17 protein-coding genes and 1 tRNA gene are annotated in these 15,780 nt (G+C 65.5%); 9 read left to right on the top strand and 9 right to left on the bottom strand.

Annotated features, from left to right (window positions below):
- Nucleotides 1-322: 322 nt before the first annotated feature.
- Nucleotides 323-625, top strand: a complete 303-nt coding sequence (locus tag QW863_RS02115; RefSeq protein WP_172109121.1) for an HU family DNA-binding protein — start codon at nucleotides 323-325, stop codon at nucleotides 623-625.
- A gap of 467 nt (nucleotides 626-1,092) precedes the next feature.
- Here the strand turns inward: QW863_RS02115 and QW863_RS02120 are convergent, their stop codons facing one another.
- Nucleotides 1,093-1,242 carry a hypothetical protein gene (locus QW863_RS02120; protein WP_315712075.1) on the bottom strand — a complete coding sequence of 50 codons (150 nt, stop codon included), beginning with the start codon at nucleotides 1,240-1,242 and terminating at the stop codon, nucleotides 1,093-1,095.
- Between the two features lie 133 nt (nucleotides 1,243-1,375).
- On the opposite strand from QW863_RS02120, the gene QW863_RS02125 reads away from it, so the two are divergent.
- Entirely contained in the window at nucleotides 1,376-1,666 is a 291-nt protein-coding gene (locus QW863_RS02125; protein WP_315712074.1) for a hypothetical protein, read from the top strand.
- 62 nt (nucleotides 1,667-1,728) lie between these two features.
- Here QW863_RS02125 and QW863_RS02130 read toward each other — a convergent pair whose 3' ends face one another.
- On the bottom strand, nucleotides 1,729-1,893 hold the full coding sequence (locus QW863_RS02130; protein WP_315712073.1) for a hypothetical protein: 165 nt from the start codon (nucleotides 1,891-1,893) through the stop codon (nucleotides 1,729-1,731).
- A gap of 368 nt (nucleotides 1,894-2,261) precedes the next feature.
- On the opposite strand from QW863_RS02130, the gene QW863_RS02135 reads away from it, so the two are divergent.
- From QW863_RS02135 to QW863_RS02145, 3 genes are all read left to right on the top strand, one after another.
- The gene (locus QW863_RS02135; protein ID WP_315712072.1) at nucleotides 2,262-3,023 is read left to right on the top strand and encodes an SIR2 family NAD-dependent protein deacylase; all 762 of its coding nucleotides are present in this window, start codon (nucleotides 2,262-2,264) and stop codon (nucleotides 3,021-3,023) included.
- Between the two features lie 200 nt (nucleotides 3,024-3,223).
- Nucleotides 3,224-3,877 carry a cold-shock protein gene (locus QW863_RS02140; RefSeq protein WP_315712071.1) on the top strand — a complete coding sequence of 218 codons (654 nt, stop codon included), beginning with the start codon at nucleotides 3,224-3,226 and terminating at the stop codon, nucleotides 3,875-3,877.
- 162 nt (nucleotides 3,878-4,039) lie between these two features.
- Nucleotides 4,040-4,116 (top strand) — tRNA-Pro (locus tag QW863_RS02145).
- A gap of 323 nt (nucleotides 4,117-4,439) precedes the next feature.
- On the opposite strand, the gene QW863_RS02150 is transcribed toward QW863_RS02145, so the two are convergent.
- The 5 genes from QW863_RS02150 to QW863_RS02170 form a co-directional block, all read right to left on the bottom strand.
- Nucleotides 4,440-5,132 (bottom strand): ABC transporter ATP-binding protein, encoded by a 693-nt coding sequence (locus tag QW863_RS02150; protein WP_315712070.1) that lies wholly within the window; start codon nucleotides 5,130-5,132, stop codon nucleotides 4,440-4,442.
- Nucleotides 5,129-6,364: an ABC transporter permease gene (locus QW863_RS02155; protein WP_315712068.1), complete on the bottom strand. Its 1,236-nt coding sequence runs from the start codon at nucleotides 6,362-6,364 to the stop codon at nucleotides 5,129-5,131. The genes QW863_RS02150 and QW863_RS02155 overlap by 4 nt, the downstream gene beginning before the upstream one ends.
- Complete coding sequence (locus QW863_RS02160; protein ID WP_315712067.1) at nucleotides 6,361-7,440, bottom strand: efflux RND transporter periplasmic adaptor subunit; 1,080 nt, start codon at nucleotides 7,438-7,440, stop codon at nucleotides 6,361-6,363. The genes QW863_RS02155 and QW863_RS02160 overlap by 4 nt, the downstream gene beginning before the upstream one ends.
- 42 nt (nucleotides 7,441-7,482) lie before the next feature.
- Nucleotides 7,483-7,887 (bottom strand): translational machinery protein, encoded by a 405-nt coding sequence (locus QW863_RS02165; protein ID WP_315712066.1) that lies wholly within the window; start codon nucleotides 7,885-7,887, stop codon nucleotides 7,483-7,485.
- A 172-nt stretch (nucleotides 7,888-8,059) separates the two neighbouring features.
- A complete protein-coding gene (locus QW863_RS02170) occupies nucleotides 8,060-9,202 on the bottom strand; it encodes an OpgC domain-containing protein (protein WP_315712065.1) in 1,143 nt (380 codons plus the stop codon).
- A gap of 222 nt (nucleotides 9,203-9,424) precedes the next feature.
- Between QW863_RS02170 and QW863_RS02175 the strand changes: the two genes are divergently transcribed.
- The gene (locus tag QW863_RS02175; RefSeq protein ID WP_315712064.1) at nucleotides 9,425-9,730 is read left to right on the top strand and encodes an ETC complex I subunit; all 306 of its coding nucleotides are present in this window, start codon (nucleotides 9,425-9,427) and stop codon (nucleotides 9,728-9,730) included.
- A 24-nt stretch (nucleotides 9,731-9,754) separates the two neighbouring features.
- Here QW863_RS02175 and QW863_RS02180 read toward each other — a convergent pair whose 3' ends face one another.
- Nucleotides 9,755-10,243: an Lrp/AsnC family transcriptional regulator gene (locus QW863_RS02180; RefSeq protein WP_315712629.1), complete on the bottom strand. Its 489-nt coding sequence runs from the start codon at nucleotides 10,241-10,243 to the stop codon at nucleotides 9,755-9,757.
- Between the two features lie 13 nt (nucleotides 10,244-10,256).
- Nucleotides 10,257-10,901 (bottom strand): TetR/AcrR family transcriptional regulator, encoded by a 645-nt coding sequence (locus QW863_RS02185; protein WP_315712062.1) that lies wholly within the window; start codon nucleotides 10,899-10,901, stop codon nucleotides 10,257-10,259.
- A gap of 330 nt (nucleotides 10,902-11,231) precedes the next feature.
- Between QW863_RS02185 and QW863_RS02190 the strand changes: the two genes are divergently transcribed.
- From QW863_RS02190 to QW863_RS02200, 3 genes are read left to right on the top strand one after another with little or no spacing between them, the layout of a single operon-like run.
- Complete coding sequence (locus QW863_RS02190; protein ID WP_315712061.1) at nucleotides 11,232-12,839, top strand: carboxyl transferase domain-containing protein; 1,608 nt, start codon at nucleotides 11,232-11,234, stop codon at nucleotides 12,837-12,839.
- 2 nt (nucleotides 12,840-12,841) lie between these two features.
- Nucleotides 12,842-14,845 carry an acetyl/propionyl/methylcrotonyl-CoA carboxylase subunit alpha gene (locus QW863_RS02195; RefSeq protein ID WP_315712060.1) on the top strand — a complete coding sequence of 668 codons (2,004 nt, stop codon included), beginning with the start codon at nucleotides 12,842-12,844 and terminating at the stop codon, nucleotides 14,843-14,845.
- Nucleotides 14,846-14,867: 22 nt separating this feature from the next.
- Complete coding sequence (locus QW863_RS02200) at nucleotides 14,868-15,779, top strand: hydroxymethylglutaryl-CoA lyase (protein ID WP_315712059.1); 912 nt, start codon at nucleotides 14,868-14,870, stop codon at nucleotides 15,777-15,779.
- Nucleotide 15,780 lies beyond the last annotated feature (1 nt).

Consider the following 15,780-nt stretch of genomic DNA (forward strand, 5'->3'; position numbering starts at 1 on the left):
TTCGCCTGCAATGTGCGGCCAAAATCACGCAGCACCGTCGAAAATGCCTGGAAATATAGGGGAAAATGAATCGCTTGCTCCGTTCGATCGCCATCGCAGCTTGACTTCTGCGCGCTCCGTTGGAATTTTGGCGCCGCTGTGGGTGCTTCGGGGCCCCTTGAAATGCAGGAGAATCCCGAAAATCGCGGGGTGATACGCCACTAGACGACTGAAGTCCCGGCTGTGCAATGCAGCCAGAAAGCCCCGACCAGTCTGCGCAGCAATGCGCTGATAGCCGCGCAGTCGTCACGTCATTCACCGGTATCAATCACAAGGAGATACGATGGCTACCCAACTTTCCAAGTCGCAACTGATCGAGAAGATTGCGACCTCGACCGAGCTGTCCAAGCGCGACGTCAAGAACGTCATGGAGACGCTCACCGACGTCGGCCACAAGGAGCTGAAGAAGAACGGCGTGTTCCTGGTGCCGGGCTTCGCCAAGTTCGTCGTCGTCAAGAAGCCCGCCGTGAAGGCGCGCAAGGGCACCAACCCCTTCACCGGCGAAGAGATGATGTTCAAGGCCAAGCCGGCCCGCAAGATCGTGCGCGCCCGCCCGGTCAAGGCCGCCAAGGACGCGGTTGCCTGATCTGACCGTCAGTCACGGTCGTGATCACGTCAGAGGCCTCCTGAAAAGGAGGCCTTTTTCGTTGCGGGCTGTGGGGTTGCAGCGCGGCTGAGCGTTGCGGTCGCCGAAGCGCCGACGTCCCCGGACCGCGAAGGTTGGCACCGCGGGGGCCCGAAAAACGACAGCAGCGCCAGCGCGACGGAATATCTTCGTCGCGTGGCGCCACCCTCGAAACTGGGCCCTGAAATCCCCAGTACTGATGTGTCTCGGGGAGGTGCAGGAAGGTTCAACGGTCTTTGCGGGAACATTGACCGGCCCGTACGCCCTCCGGCCTGCGCGGGAGCGCCGTCGCGCGCGCTGGGGAGAAGCCGGTGGATATGGCGCAGCAAGCCGTTGATCCGCGATCCGAAGGGCCCAGGCGAGGAGCTGTGGATAAGCGTTGGATCGGCTGTGGATGAAGGCCCGGCGCTCGCCCGCAAAGCTCGGCTTCAGCGGCGCTCGCCGGTCAGATCCGCTCCGTCGTCCGCAGCTATTTCAGGCGCCGCACCGGCCGCCTCGGTCCTGGGATGACAGGACGCAAGCACGACGAATCCGCCATAGCCGATGATGTTGAACAGAAGTTCCAGCCAGGATGCCATCGCGGATTTCCCTCATGGCGGTGAACGTGTGGCGACGGTCACGGTTCCAACGCGCGCGGCGGTGAGCCGGCCTGCAACCAACTCCCCCGCATCTGCGTTGTTTGGACGCATGGGAATTGGAGGACATTCGATCATGAGAAAGACATTGGCTGTTCTGGCGACCGCGGGCGCCGTCGCCATCACCGCACTGGCGGCACCCGCACCGGCACAGGCGCGCGGCATCGGCCCGGGTCTCGCATTCGGCCTCGCGGCGGGAGCGTTGACTGCCGGCGCGATCGCGGCCTCGCACCCGTATTACTATGGTCCGGGCTACGGCTACGACTACTACGACTACGGCCCGCGTTACGTCTACGCGCCCGGGCCGTATGCCTATTACGGCGGACCGTACTATCATCGCTACCACCACTGGCGTCATCACTGGTAAGCGCCAGTCGTGACAAGGAGAGCCCGGACGGCGAAAGCCTCCGGGCTCTTTTTTCATCCCTGCTATTCCGCGGCCTCGCCGCGCTGCGCCTTCTTCCACGCCAAGCGGGCATATTCCTCGCGTTCGCGCGCGAACTTCTCCTGGGTCGACTTGAACCGTGCAATCCTTGCGGTGATGTCGGCGCGCTCCTTCGCGCGGCGGTCGTCCTGCGTCTCGTTCTGCCTCACGGATCCTCTCTGCTCCGGTCGCTATCCGGCGAGCCTCGCCCTGAGACGCGTGACAAACTTCCTGGCGAATCGCTGGCGCGATGTGGATGTCCGATTGGGGCGTGATTGCGGACGCTCGACCCCGGCTGCGGGCGGCTCGCGCGTTTTGCTGGGGACGGTGGGCGAGCAACGCCTACGTCTTCCGGTAGACACGGAACAATCCGACTCGTTTCGCTTGCAGTTGCGTCGTTCACGACTGGTTCCGGCGGATGCGGAGTGACGCAACGACACAGCCGGGGCCGGCCACGCTCAGAGGCGGGAGCCAGCTTGCCGTGCTATGAAGGGAGGACGATGATGATGCGAGGTTTCATGGTTCGGGGCCGCCGCTGATGATTGCATCCGATCTGCACGACGGGGTGAACCGCCTGGGAGACATGATCGCTGCGGCGCGGGTGATCGTCCCCTTCACCGGTGCTGGAATATCGACCGAGACGGGCATTCCGGATTTCCGTTCTCCCGGCGGTCTATGGACGCGCAACCGGCCGATCCATTTCGACGAATTCGTCGCCAGCCAGGAGGCGCGGGATGAGGCTTGGCGGCGGCGCTTCGCGATGCAGGGGACGTTTGCCGCGGCGCGGCCCGGCCGCGGCCACCTGGCGCTTTCGTCGCTCTACCGTGCGGGGAAAATTCCGGCCGTCATCACTCAGAACATCGACAACCTGCACCAGGACTCCGGTTTCGCCCCGGATCACGTCATCGAGCTGCACGGCAACACCACCTACGCGCGATGCATCGGATGCGGGCAGCGCTATGAGCTCACCTGGGTGCGCGAGCGCTTCGAGGCCGACGGTGCCGCGCCGGATTGCCCCGAATGCGCGGAGCCGGTGAAGACCGCGACGGTATCCTTTGGTCAGTCGATGCCCGAGCATGAAATGCAGCGTGCCAGCGAACTCGCGCAGCACTGCGATCTGTTCGTCGCGATCGGCTCGTCGCTGGTTGTGTGGCCGGCCGCGGGCTTTCCATTGATGGCAAAGCGGGCTGGCGCGCAACTCGTGATCATCAACCGGGAACCGACCGATCAGGACGACGTTGCAGACCTCGTTATCCACCACGACATCGGCGAAGTACTCGGATCGTTCGTCCGTAATTGAACGGAAATTGATGCATTTTTGTCGGCATCTCTGTTCATATGCCTCACTGAAACCGATTTTTATCTATGCGCGGCACGAGGGAATGTTATCTTTGATTCGAGAGATTCGCGTGACTCATCGTGGGTATAGGTGGTGAGCACGTGTATGAGGGCGCCGTTGCAGGGGTGGCGGCTCACAATTCATATGTGAGGTCCGGGGTTATGGGGTCGGACGGATTTGAGTCCAAGAAGCTTGGGGTGCCGGTCGTTGGTGTATCGACACCAACCCGGCTCGGGGCGGAATATCAAACCGGCGTCGCGCGCGACTCGGCAATCGATGCGATGACCGGTCTTGGCGAGAACCTCGTCGAAATCAGCGGTGTCATCAAATGGTTCGACGCCTCGAAGGGATACGGTTTCATCGTTCCCGACAATGGCTGGCCGGACGTGCTGCTGCACGTCACGGTGCTCAGGCGCGACGGCTACCAGACCGCCTATGAAGGTGCTCGCCTGGTGGTGGAGTGCGTGCAGCGCTCCAAGGGCTACCAGGCCTTCCGCATCGTCTCGATGGACGAGTCGACGGCGATCCATCCGGCGCAGATGCTGCCGCCGCGCACCCATGTGACGGTCACGCCGACCAGCGGGCTGGAGCGAGCCCAGGTCAAGTGGTTCAACCGGCTGCGCGGCTTCGGCTTCGTGACTTGCGGGGAAGGGAGCCCGGACATCTTCGTCCACATGGAGACCCTGCGCCGCTACGGTATGACCGAGCTGCGCCCCGGCCAATGGGTGCTGGTCCGCTACGGGCCCGGCTCCAAGGGCATGATGGCGGCCGAGATCCACCCCGAGACGGGCTCGCCGGCATTGTCCTCGCACTGAGCGGATGCTTCCTGCGACCACCGCATTTGACGGCCCCGGAACGGCGTTTCCTGGGGCCGTTTTTCATGCCGGCTCCATCTTCACGGACGGGCCGCAGTCTTGCTGCGGAGGCCGCGACCGTGTAGTGACGGGTCCTCGAGGACAATCGTCCTTCGAGACCATCGGGGTATAGCGCAGCCTGGTAGCGCGGCAGTTTTGGGTACTGCAGGTCGTTGGTTCGAATCCAGCTGCCCCGACCATCTCCGCAGCGGCGCGGCTTCCCGGGTGAGGCCAATTGCTGGTGCGAACTCCGGCTCGACGCTCACGATAGCGAGAAGGATTTCGGCCAGGCCGCCGGCCGTCAATCGGCACGAGCGACCGCGAGCGCGCCTGGCCAAAAAAATTCGGATGCTCCCGCAGCGGCAAAACCCGGGAGCATCCGAAGTGTGCGGGTGAATCCGGGGAAGGAACATCCGCTGGTCGTCAGCATCCTCTGAATCGAAATCTCGCGTCTTTGCGCTAAATCAAATCAGGCGCAGGAGGCGGTTCGCGCGTCGACCGTGCCGAGGTCGCGGCGGGCGGATCAGCGCGCCAACTCGTCGTGCGCCAGCCGGCCGTCGATGATGTGCACACGCCGTTGCATCTGAGCGGCGAGGTTGAGGTCGTGCGTGACCGCGACGACCGTCTTGCCGCGCAGCGTGACCAGATCGCGCAGGATGCCGAACACCTGCGCGGTCGCGGCGGTGTCGAGGCTGCCGGTCGGCTCATCGGCGAGGATCACCGGCGGATCGTTGGCGAGCGCGCGCGCCACCGCCACGCGCTGGCGCTGGCCACCCGACAATTTGTCCGGCGTCTTGCGCAGATGCTCGGCCAGCCCAAGCGACGCCAGCAGCTCCTCGGCACGCTGGGTGATGGCGCGCGGCGACAGCCGTGCCAGCGCGCGCATCGGCAGCGCGACGTTCTCGGTGATCGAGAATTCCGGCAGCAGGAAATGAAACTGGAAGACGAAGCCGAGCCGCGACAGCCGCACCTCGGCGCGCTCATCCTCGCCCATGCCGGTCGTCGAGCGGCCGTCGATCAGCACGTCGCCCTGGCTCGGCAGGTCGAGCAGGCCAAGCAGGTAGAGCAGGGAGGATTTGCCCGAACCCGACGGTCCGGTGATGGCGATGAGCTCGCGCGGATGGATCACGAGATCGATGTCGGCGACCAGCGTCACCGGCACCTCGCCAGGCAGCACCTTCGTCACTTGCCGCGCCTCGATCAGGGGCGGGCTCACGTCGCCCCCCGGATGATGTCGACCGGATGCAACCGCGCCGCGGCGCGGGCCGGAAAGTAGCCGGCGACCGCGCTGGAGATCAGCGCGACCGCGCCGGCCAGCAGATAGTGCTTCAGCGAATACAGCACGGGCAGATGATTGTAGTCGGAGAACGGCGTCTTGAACTCGAGCGAGGCCAGCCCGCGGGTAAGCAGGTAGCCGAGCGCCCAGCCGAGGGCGGCACCGGTCAGGCCGATGAACAGCGCCTCGACGATGAAGATGGTTCGGACCGTGCGGTCGCGGAAGCCGAGCGACTTGAGGATGGCGATGTCGCGGGTCTTCTCGTGGGTGATGGTCGAGATGATGTTGTAGGTGCCGAAGCTCGCGACCAGCAGGATGGCGCCGACGATGGTGTACATCAGCACGTTGCGCAGCGTGATCGCCGCCAGCAGGTCCTCCTGCGCCTCCTGCCAGGAGACCGCCTTGTAGCCGGTCTGCTCGCCGATGCGCTCGCTGATCAGGCGCGCCAGCATCGGATCGTTGGTGCGGACGCGGATCTCGTTGATGATCCCGGTCTGGCGCTCCAGGATCTGCGCGGTGCGCAGCAGCACGTAGCCGGTGGTCTCGTCGGTGCCGCGGAAGCCGGAATGGAAGATGCCGACGACAGTTGCATTCATGTTGACGCCCTGGGCCGAGGCGAGCGTGATGTTGGAGTTCACCCGCGCGCCGATCTTGGCCGCGAGCCGGTCGCCGAGCAGGATCGCATGCGAGGACCGGTACAGCGAATTGAGGTTGCCCTGCCGCATGTGGCTCGCCAGCGTCGAGACTTGGCCCTCCGTGCGAGGATCGATGCCGATGATCGCGACCGTGAGGTTGCGGCCGGCGAAGCGCAGCACGGCCTTGGACTGCACCGACGCCGTCAGCGCGCCCGGCACCCAGCCCTGCAGCGAGGCGATGGTGGCCATCGGGTTCTTGATGCCGGGACGGCGGATATTCGGAGTCAATCGATGATATTCGGCCGCCGCATAGACCTGGTCGGCCGGCTGGCGGGTCGGCTGGCGCAGTTCGTCGGTGATCGAAATGTGCGGCAGCGCGTCGACCAGCGTGCGGATGAAGTCGTCCTGGGAGCCCTCCATCATCGCCGCCATCATCACCGAAAACGCCACGCCGGTCATGACGCCGGCGATCGCGACCAGCGTCTGGCGGGCGCGGTGGCGCACATGGGTCCAGGCGATGGTCAGGACGAGGCTCATGGCACGGACGTCTCGGGCTCGATCACGCGAATCCGCTCGCCGTCCTTGATGTCGGCGGTCGCCGGCGCCGCGACCAGCTCGCCCTCGCGGGCGCCGTCGAGGATCTCGACCGCCGCGGAGCCGCGGATGCCGATCCGCACCGCGCGCCGGTGCACACGGCCGCCATCGATCACCATGAGGCTGTTGTTGACGACGGCATTGGCCGGCGCGAGCAGCGTGTCACCCGTCTCGCGGCTGACGATGTTGGCCTCGACGCTCATGCCGACGCGCAGCGGCGTGTTGTCGGGCAAGCCGATCCGCACGCGGAACGTCTTGGCCACGGGATCACCCGCCGGCGTGATCTGCTTCACCGTCCCGGGCAGGGCCTGGTTGCCAAACGCATCGGCGCGTAGCAGCGCCTTCTGCCCGACCTGGACACGGGGGATGTCCTCCTCGTTGACGTCGGCGACGACCCAGAGCGGCTTCTCCAGGCCGACGCGGTAGAGGATGGTGCCGGGATCAACCATGTCGCCGACCTCGCCGTCCTCCTTGAGGACGACGCCGTCCATCGGCGCCACCAGCTTGAAGTAGTCGAGGCGCTGGGTCTGGGCCGCGATCTGGGCGCGGATGCGGGCGAGATCGCTTTCGGAGCGCTGGTACGCTTGCGAGGTGGCCGCGCCGCGTGCCAGTAGCTGCGTCTGCCGCTCGAATTCGAGGCGCTGGAATTCCTCCTGTGCGCGCAGATCGTTCAAGGTGGCCAGCGCCTCCTTGTCGTCGAGCCGCGCCAGCACGTCGCCGGCCTTGACCAGCTTGCCTTCGCAGCGGCAGCGCTCGACGATGCGGCCGCGGACCAGGGGCGTGCTCCGCGACCACGTCTCCGGCTCCACCGCGCCGGTCGCATACACGATCTCGGCCGCCGTGCCGCGGGTGATGCGGGCGGTCGCGATCAGCGGTCCACGCAGCCACCATGCGGCAAGCCCAGCCAGCGCGCCGAACAGCAGGATGATCGAGAGCAGGCCGCGCCACGGAAAACGACGCCGGCCGCGATCGACGGCCGGCGGGGCAGCAATGGCGTTGGATCGGTCCGGCGTCAGCATGTCCATGATCGAACGGACCCTGCGACGGGAGAAAGGCTATACTTAGCCGGCAGTGCCCGTCGCCACGCGGGGCGGAGCCATCTTGAAGTGCTGTTTGGCATAGGCGACGATCTGGCGATCGGTCGGGTGATCGGCAGCTTCGACGCCGACGATGCGCTTTCCGACCGCAGGATGCTTCTCGTGCAGGTACTTGGCAAGCTCGGTCTTGGCGCCGGCCGGGCCGATGATCAGGATCTCGCCGGCGTCATCGAGCGCGTGCGCGACCTCCTCGAGGAAATTCTTGTCGGGCGCCGCGTGGCCGCTGCCGATCTCGTTGGCCTTGTGGTGCAGGTGCTTGGTCTGCAGGTGTGGATGCAGCGTCAGCTCGTCGGCACCGGTCAGTCCGATATGGAACACCTTGGCCTCGCTGTGATCGAGCCACACGACGGCATGGAAATGGGTCGGCATATTCTGGTCCTTGTCAGCAAATCGCCGCGTGGCGGCCTTGCGCGTTCGCCATGGAACGCGCGCCGCGGAAGGCGGCACTCGTTGTGAAGCAAACCTTAGCGAGCCCGATCGTGGCCGGCTTGATGCAGGTCAACGGACGCGGGACCGCCCCCGCGCCCCTGATGCGCGGGGTTTACTTCGGCGCAGGCGGCTTCGGCAGCGGCTTGTCCTGCCGCTTCGACCAGGAGATGTAGTAGGCCACGGTGGTCATGATCGCGATACCCGCCGCGCTGACGAGGATCTGCGCCAGCAGCGAACCTGAGCTCAGCATCAGGGTGAAATGGCCGATGAAGGACAGGAACACGCCGACGCAGAACACCGCCAGCGACTGTTGGCCGCAGACGATGAGGGGATCGAACGCCTTCCACTCCAGGCCCGGCCATTCCTTCGGCACGAACCGGATGACCAAAATGACGATCACCACGAAATGCAGGAAGCGGTACGGCGCGAGATTGGTCTTGTCGTTGGGATTGAAGGCCGAATAGAGCCAGTTCGGAAACATCGATCCGAGCTCGGGGAAGCGGCCGGCCATCGTCATGACCAGCGCGAGCACCATATAGGCGATGCAGAAATACAGCGTGGCCGGCGCCATGATGATGCCCATCGAGCGGCGGGCACCGCCGAGCGCGCACCAGGAGCCGAACACGAACAGCACCTGCCAGCAATACGGATTGAAGTACCAGGTGCCCGCCGGATAGGCCGCGAAATTCCAGCCCATCTGTCGCGCCACGAGCCAAAGCACGATCGAGGCGATCATGGTCAGGTCGGGCTGGCGCAGCATCATCCACAGCACCGGCGGGAAGAAGCCCATCAGCACGATGTAGAGCGGCAGCACGTCGAGATTGACCGGCTTGAACTTCAGGATCAGTCCCTGGGCCAGCGTATCGCTGGCGTGGTCGACCAGGCCTGCGACGTTGAACTCGTCGATGATCTCGGAGACGCCGAACCGCGTCGCCAGATAGCTGATGGCCACAATATAAATCACGAACAGCACGATGTGGGCGACGTAGAGCTGCCACACCCGCTTGAACAGCCGGGTGGCGCCGACGATGAAGCCGCGGTCGATCATCATGCGCGCATAGACGAACGAGGCGGTATAGCCGGAGATGAACACGAACAGGTCGGCGGCGTCGCTGAAGCCGTAATTCCGCGTGGTGATCCAGTTCACCACGTTGTCCGGGATGTGATCGAGAAAGATCGCCCAGTTGGCGATTCCGCGAAACAGGTCGAGCCGAAGGTCGCGCCCTCGCTCGGGCAGCGTGGCATTGATTTTCATGGCCGCTTCAACGCACTGTTTTGAATGGAAAGCGTTCGGGGAGCAGAGGCGCCGTGGCAGTCGACCGAGATTGTCACGGGACGGCAGAATGACTATACGGGGCACGATAGACGGTCATGTCCAGGATGGGAATCACCGTTCCGTGCCGACGCTTGCCTGTACCCCATCCCGGCCGTTTCCGCCAAACGCATGACGACGCAGCTTCCAGGGGCTCTTCCAGCCATGACCGCACGCATTTTCAAGCCCGCCAAGAACGCGATGCAATCGGGCAAGGCCAAGACCCGGGACTGGCAGTTGGATTATGAGCCGGAGCTGCCGCGTTCGGTCGAGCCGCTGATGGGCTGGACGTCCTCCTCGGACATGAAGCAGCAGGTCACCTTGCGCTTCGACACCAAGGACGAGGCGATCGCCTATTGCGAGCGCAAGGGCATTCCCTATCAGGTGATCGAGCCGAAGGAGCCGGTGAAGCGGCAGATCGCCTATGCCGACAATTTCTCGTTCCGCCGCGGCGAGCCCTGGACGCATTGAGGGGCCGGCCCGGCCGTCATCCGTTCACCCTGTTTGAGGCGGCCCGCCGGGGATGGGCAGTGGAGCGTCCTTGGACAGGCCGAGCACCGGGAAGCTCCTGATGGCCCGGACGCCGGGCAGGGCGGCGAACTGGCGGAGCTGGCGGCTCATGCCTTCGACCCCGGTCGACACGCATTTCAGCAGAAAATCCGCATCTCCCGACAGCCGCCAGCATTGCTGGACCCAGGGCAACGTCACGATCGCGGCCTCGAACGATTCCAGCGCCGTCTGGTGCTGGCTGTCGAGCTGAATCGACACGAACGCGACCACCTCATAGCCCAGCGACCGTTCATCGATGCTGGCGCGGATGGACTTGATCACGCCGCTGCTGCGCAGCGTCCGCACCCGGCGCAGGCAGTTCGGATGCGAGATCCCCACCCGATCGGCGAGCTCGTTGATGCGGATCCGGCCATCGGCCTGGAGCTCCGCCAGGATCCTGCGATCGATCGCGTCAAGCTCCGGGCTGCCAGCCATCGGCGCGGCCCGTTCAGCCGGTCGGGTGATCAGGCCGGCCACCGCCGGCCTGATCAGGCCCGGTGATGCGCGGCATGACGCCCGAGAGCACGAGCTTCTCGTGGGCCGCGATGATCGCCTCCCTGGTGAGCCGGCCGCCAGGACGGTACCAGCTGCACAGCCCGGTCAGGAGCGCGATGATGGCAAAGGTCGCGACCTGGATGTCGTCGACGTCGAACACGCCTTGCGCCACACCGTCGCCGAGGATGTCGGCCAGCCGGCGCTCATAGGCGCCGCGCAGCGCCACCACCGCCTCATAGTTGCGGGGATCGAGGCTGCGCAGCTCCGAATTGGCGATGAAGACCTCGCGCTTCCGGGTCATGTGATAGCTGACGTGGAAGGCGACGAACGCCCTCAGGCGTTCGACGGGGCCATGGGTGTCGCGCAGCGCTTGGTCGAGCTCGCGCAGGAGATTGTTGATGTGGTCCTGGATCAGCTCCGCCAGCAGCTCCTGCTTGGTGCTGATGTGATTGTAGAGCGAGCCTGGCTGGATGCCGACCTCGGCGGCGAGCTGGCGGAGGCTCATGGCCTCATAGCCGTGCTGGAAGATCAGCCGCAGGCCGGCCTTGCGGATCGCCTCCATCGTCGTCGGACCATGTGACCCGATCGTGCGCGCCATCTCGTCCTCGCTGGACCGTCCCGGTGCCGATCGCGGCGGATCCGCCTCGGGAGGGGCCCCGTAGTGAAGTCTGAAAATTCCGTGGTCTCAAGCAAATGCTGCTCACCCCGGACCCTACAACAATCCGCTTGAGAATAGAATTTAAAAACGTATGATCGTTTAATTCGAGAAGGACGGACGGCCGCAGACCGGGCCGCCGACGACGGGCAGGGAGGACAGCATGCGGGCAAAGATGGTACACCCAGGCTCTCAGCGGCCTGAACGGCCGCGACCGCTCTGACGCGTGCTCCCACGGCTTCCCCCTCCAGCCTCGCAACGAAGACGCCGGTCATGACGCTTCACTCCACGATCGATCCATCGTCCTCCGATTTCGCCCGCAATGCCGACGCCATGCGCGCGCTGGTCGCCGACCTCAGGACGAAGCTGGGGCAGGTCGCCGAGGGCGGCGGCGAGGCCTCGCGCAAGCGGCACCTGTCGCGCGGCAAGATGCTGGCGCGTCAGCGTGTGGACCTGCTGCTCGACCCTGGAACGGCGTTCCTGGAGCTGTCGCCATTGGCCGCGCACGGGCTCTATGGCGGCGACGTCCATTCGGCGAGCATCGTCACCGGCATCGGCCGCATTGCCGGCCGCGAATGCGTCGTCGTCGCCAACGACGCCACCATCAAGGGCGGCACCTACTACCCGATGACGGTGAAGAAGCACCTGCGCGCCCAGGACATCGCGCGGCAGAACAACCTTCCCTGCGTCTACATGGTCGATTCCGGGGGCGCGTTCCTGCCGCTGCAGGACGAGATCTTCCCGGACGAGCGGCATTTCGGCCGCATCTTCTACAATCAGGCGCAGATGTCGGCGCAAGGCATCCCGCAGATCGCGATCGTGATGGGCTCGTGCACCGCCGGCGGCGCCTATGTGCCGGCGATGTCGGACGAGAGCATCATCGTGCGCAATCAGGGCACGATTTTTCTTGGCGGCCCGCCGCTGGTGAAGGCGGCGACCGGCGAGGTGGTCACCGCCGAGGAACTGGGCGGCGCCGACGTGCATTCACGCCAGTCGGGCGTCACCGATCACTACGCACAGAACGACGCCCATGCGATCGGCATCGCGCGTCGCATCGTCGGCACGCTGAAGCCGCCGGGCGCGCGCAGCGCGCTGAACATGCGCGAGGTGCGCGAGCCGCGCTATGCGGCGGAAGAGATCTACGGCGTCGTGCCGGTCGACGGCCGCAAGCCGTTCGACGTGCGCGACATCATCGCGCGGGTGGTCGACGGCTCGGAGTTCGACGAGTTCAAGAAGCTCTACGGCCAGACGCTGGTGTGCGGCTTCGCCCACATCTGGGGCCATCCGGTCGGCATCATCGCCAACAACGGCATCCTGTTCAGCGAGAGCTCGCTGAAGGGTGCGCATTTCATCGAACTGTGCTGCCAGCGCAACATTCCGCTGGTGTTCCTGCAGAACATCACCGGCTTCATGGTCGGCAAGAAATACGAGGCCGGCGGCATCGCCCGCGACGGCGCCAAGCTGGTGACTGCGGTCGCGACCGCGTCGGTTCCCAAGTTCACCGTGGTGATCGGCGGCTCCTACGGCGCCGGCAATTACGGCATGTGCGGCCGCGCCTATGCGCCGCGTTTCCTCTGGATGTGGCCGAACGCGCGCATCTCGGTGATGGGCGGCGAGCAGGCCGCGATGGTGCTGAGCCAGGTCCGCCGCGACGGCATCGAGGCCAAGGGCGAGAGCTGGCCTGCGGAAGAGGAAGAGAAATTCCGCAGCCCCATCCGTGCGCAATACGAGGCCCAGGGCAATCCCTACTACGCGACGGCGCGGCTGTGGGACGACGGCGTGATCGATCCCGCCGATACCCGCCTTGTGCTCGGGCTCGGATTGTCTGCCGCCGCCAATGCCCCGGTCGAGCCGACCAAATTCGGCCTGTTCAGGATGTGATCATGGCTCGTCCCGGATTGTATCGTCGTTTTCGCAAGCTCCTGATCGCCAACCGCGGCGAGATCGCCGTGCGCGTCATCCGCACGGCACGCGCGATGGGATTGAAGACCGTCGCGGTCTACTCCGAGGCGGATCGAAACGCGCTGCATGTCGCGCTCGCCGACGAGGCGGTGCTGCTCGGCCCCGCACGCGCCCGCGATTCCTATCTCAACATCGAGCGCTTGATCGAGGCTGCGAGGCAGACAGGCGCCGAGGCGGTTCATCCCGGCTATGGCTTCCTGTCCGAGAGCGCCGAATTCGCGCAGACCTGTCTCGACGCGGGCCTGGTGTTCGTCGGGCCGACGGCCGCGATGATCACCGCGATGGGTTCCAAGTCCGGCTCCAAATTCCTGATGGAGCAGGCCGGCGTGCCGCTGGTGCCCGGCTATCACGGCGAGGCGCAGGACGAGGCGACGCTCGCCAATGAAGCCGCGCGGATCGGCTTTCCCGTTCTGATCAAGGCCTCCGCCGGTGGCGGCGGCCGCGGCATGCGCGTGGTCAATGCAGCCGGCGATCTCGCTGATGCCGTCACCAGCGCCAAGCGCGAGGCCAAGGCGGCGTTCGGCGACGATCGTGTGCTGATCGAGAAATTCGTCCAGAACCCGCGCCACATCGAGGTGCAGATCATCGGCGACAGCCACGGCAATCTGGTGTCGCTGTTCGAGCGCGAATGCACCTTGCAGCGTCGGCACCAGAAGGTGATCGAGGAGGCGCCGTCGCCGACGCTGACGCCGGAGCAGCGGGAGACGGTCTGCGCCGCGGCGCGTCGCGCGGCCGGCGCGGTCAACTATGTCGGGGCGGGCACCATCGAGTTCGTCTCCGACGGCCGCGACGTGTTCTTCATAGAGATGAACACGCGCCTGCAGGTCGAGCATCCCGTCACCGAGTTGATCACCGGCGTCGATCTCGTCGAATGGCAGTTGCGCGTCGCCTTCGGCGACGCGCTGCCGCTGACGCAGGACCAGATCCGCTTGCATGGCCATGCCATCGAGGCACGCGTGTACGCGGAGAATCCCGCCAAGAATTTCATGCCCTCAGTCGGAACGATCAAGACCTGGCGGTTTCCCGCTGAAACCGGCGGCCTGCGCATCGATGCCGGCTATCGCGAGAGCGATGTGGTCTCGCCCTATTACGACGCGATGCTCGCCAAGATGATCGCCTGGGCGCCGACCCGCGAGGTCGCGATCGAGCGGCTCAACCGCGGCCTTGAGGACACCGACGTCCGAGGTATCGTCAGCAACATCCCGTTCCTGTCGTCGCTGCTAACGCATCCCGACGTCGTGGCGAACGCGATCGACACCGGTTTCATCGAGCGCCATCTGACACATCTGACCCCGTCGGGGGCGGTGGCCGGCGACCTCGAGCTCAGTGCAGCCGTCGCGGCCATTCTCATCGGCGAGCAGACCGCGGCCAAGGAGCAAGGCTCGCCGTGGCGCGCATCCGGTTGGATGCCGGTGGGGCTGCGGCAGCGCGTGTTCTCGTTCCGCCAAAGCGCTGGGAATGAACCGCGGACCGCCACGCTGGCCTATGGTCCCAGCGTGCAGCGCCTGTCGATCGAGGGCCGTGAGACCTCGTTCTCGGCACTTCCGACTGATGACGGCGGCTTCGACCTTGTGTGCGACGGCGTCAAATCCCATGTGGTGGCCGTCATCGAGGGCCATGAGCTGTACCTGCGGACCCGCAACGGCCGTTTCGATCTACATTGGATCGATCCGTTCGGCGGTGACGACGAGGAGCAGGCCGGCGAGGACAAGATCGTGGCGCCGTTGCCGGGGACCGTCGTGGCGCTGCTTGCGCAGGAAGGCGCCGTCCTGGAGAAGGGTGCGGCGATCCTGACGCTCGAAGTCATGAAGATGGAGCAGACCCTGCGAGCGCCGTTCGCAGGCCGGCTCAAGGCGATCAAGTGCAAGGTCGGCGACATCGTGCAGGAAGGCGTCGAACTGGCGGACCTCGAACCGTCCGCCTGATCCTCGAACCGAAGAGGTCGGCATGAGCGAGAGCGTGCGCATCATCGAAATGGGCCCGCGGGACGGCCTGCAGAACGAGAAGATGTCGATCAGCGTCGCCGATCGCATCGCCTTCATCCGCGCGCTGGTCGCGGCGGGCCTGACCACGGTCGAGGTCGGCGCCTTCGTCTCGCCCAAGGCGATCCCGCAGATGGTGGGCTCGGACGAGGTCATGCGCAGCGTGGCTGCGCTACCCGGCGAATTCCATGTGCTGGTGCCCAACGTGAAGGGCTATGAGGCCGCGCGCGCCGCCGGCGCCAAGGTGATTTCCGTGTTCACTGCGGCCTCCGAGAGCTTCTCCCGCGCCAACATCAACTGTTCGATCGCGGAGTCGCTGGAGCGCTTCAAGCCGGTGATCGCCCACGCCAGGACCGACGGCATCAGGGTGCGCGGCTACGTCTCCTGCGCGCTGGGCTGCCCGTATGAGGGCGAGATCAAGCCGCAGGCCGTAGCCGGCGTGGCCAAGGCGCTGTGGGATCTGGGCTGCTACGAGGTCTCGCTGGGTGACACGATCGGTGTCGGGACGCCGCTCAAGGCAAAGCAGATGCTGCGCGCCGTCTGCGACGACGTGCCGGTGACGCATCTGGCGATGCATTTCCACGACACCTACGGCCAGGCGCTGGCCAATCTCTATGCGGGCATGGAGGAGGGCGTCCGCGTCATCGATGCCGCGGCCGGCGGCCTCGGCGGCTGCCCGTTCGCGCCGGGCGCGACTGGCAACGTCGCGACCGAGGACGTCGTCTACATGCTCGAAGGCATGGGCATCGGCACCGGCGTCGACATGACGAAACTGCTGGCCGCCACCAACGACATGAGCCGGCTGCTCGGTCGGCCACCCGTGAGCCGTGTTGCAGCGGCGCTGAACGCGAAGAACATGCGAGCAGCAAATGGCTGAA

It is taken from the genome of Bradyrhizobium sp. SZCCHNR1017 (assembly GCF_032381375.1).
GTDB lineage: Bacteria > Pseudomonadota > Alphaproteobacteria > Rhizobiales > Xanthobacteraceae > Bradyrhizobium.

Excerpts from the sequence above, each read along its gene's own strand:
- QW863_RS02115 (WP_172109121.1), top strand. The coding sequence starts at position 323 with ATGGCTACCCAACTTTCCAAGTCGCAACTGATCGAGAAGATTGCGACC.
- QW863_RS02120 (WP_315712075.1), bottom strand. The coding sequence starts at position 1,242 with ATGGCATCCTGGCTGGAACTTCTGTTCAACATCATCGGCTATGGCGGA.
- QW863_RS02125 (WP_315712074.1), top strand. The coding sequence starts at position 1,376 with ATGAGAAAGACATTGGCTGTTCTGGCGACCGCGGGCGCCGTCGCCATC.
- QW863_RS02135 (WP_315712072.1), top strand. The coding sequence starts at position 2,262 with ATGATTGCATCCGATCTGCACGACGGGGTGAACCGCCTGGGAGACATG.
- QW863_RS02140 (WP_315712071.1), top strand. The coding sequence starts at position 3,224 with ATGGGGTCGGACGGATTTGAGTCCAAGAAGCTTGGGGTGCCGGTCGTT.
- QW863_RS02155 (WP_315712068.1), bottom strand. The coding sequence starts at position 6,364 with ATGAGCCTCGTCCTGACCATCGCCTGGACCCATGTGCGCCACCGCGCC.
- QW863_RS02160 (WP_315712067.1), bottom strand. The coding sequence starts at position 7,440 with ATGCTGACGCCGGACCGATCCAACGCCATTGCTGCCCCGCCGGCCGTC.
- QW863_RS02165 (WP_315712066.1), bottom strand. The coding sequence starts at position 7,887 with ATGCCGACCCATTTCCATGCCGTCGTGTGGCTCGATCACAGCGAGGCC.
- QW863_RS02170 (WP_315712065.1), bottom strand. The coding sequence starts at position 9,202 with ATGAAAATCAATGCCACGCTGCCCGAGCGAGGGCGCGACCTTCGGCTC.
- QW863_RS02175 (WP_315712064.1), top strand. The coding sequence starts at position 9,425 with ATGACCGCACGCATTTTCAAGCCCGCCAAGAACGCGATGCAATCGGGC.
- QW863_RS02180 (WP_315712629.1), bottom strand. The coding sequence starts at position 10,243 with ATGGCTGGCAGCCCGGAGCTTGACGCGATCGATCGCAGGATCCTGGCG.
- QW863_RS02185 (WP_315712062.1), bottom strand. The coding sequence starts at position 10,901 with ATGGCGCGCACGATCGGGTCACATGGTCCGACGACGATGGAGGCGATC.
- QW863_RS02190 (WP_315712061.1), top strand. The coding sequence starts at position 11,232 with ATGACGCTTCACTCCACGATCGATCCATCGTCCTCCGATTTCGCCCGC.
- QW863_RS02195 (WP_315712060.1), top strand. The coding sequence starts at position 12,842 with ATGGCTCGTCCCGGATTGTATCGTCGTTTTCGCAAGCTCCTGATCGCC.
- QW863_RS02200 (WP_315712059.1), top strand. The coding sequence starts at position 14,868 with ATGAGCGAGAGCGTGCGCATCATCGAAATGGGCCCGCGGGACGGCCTG.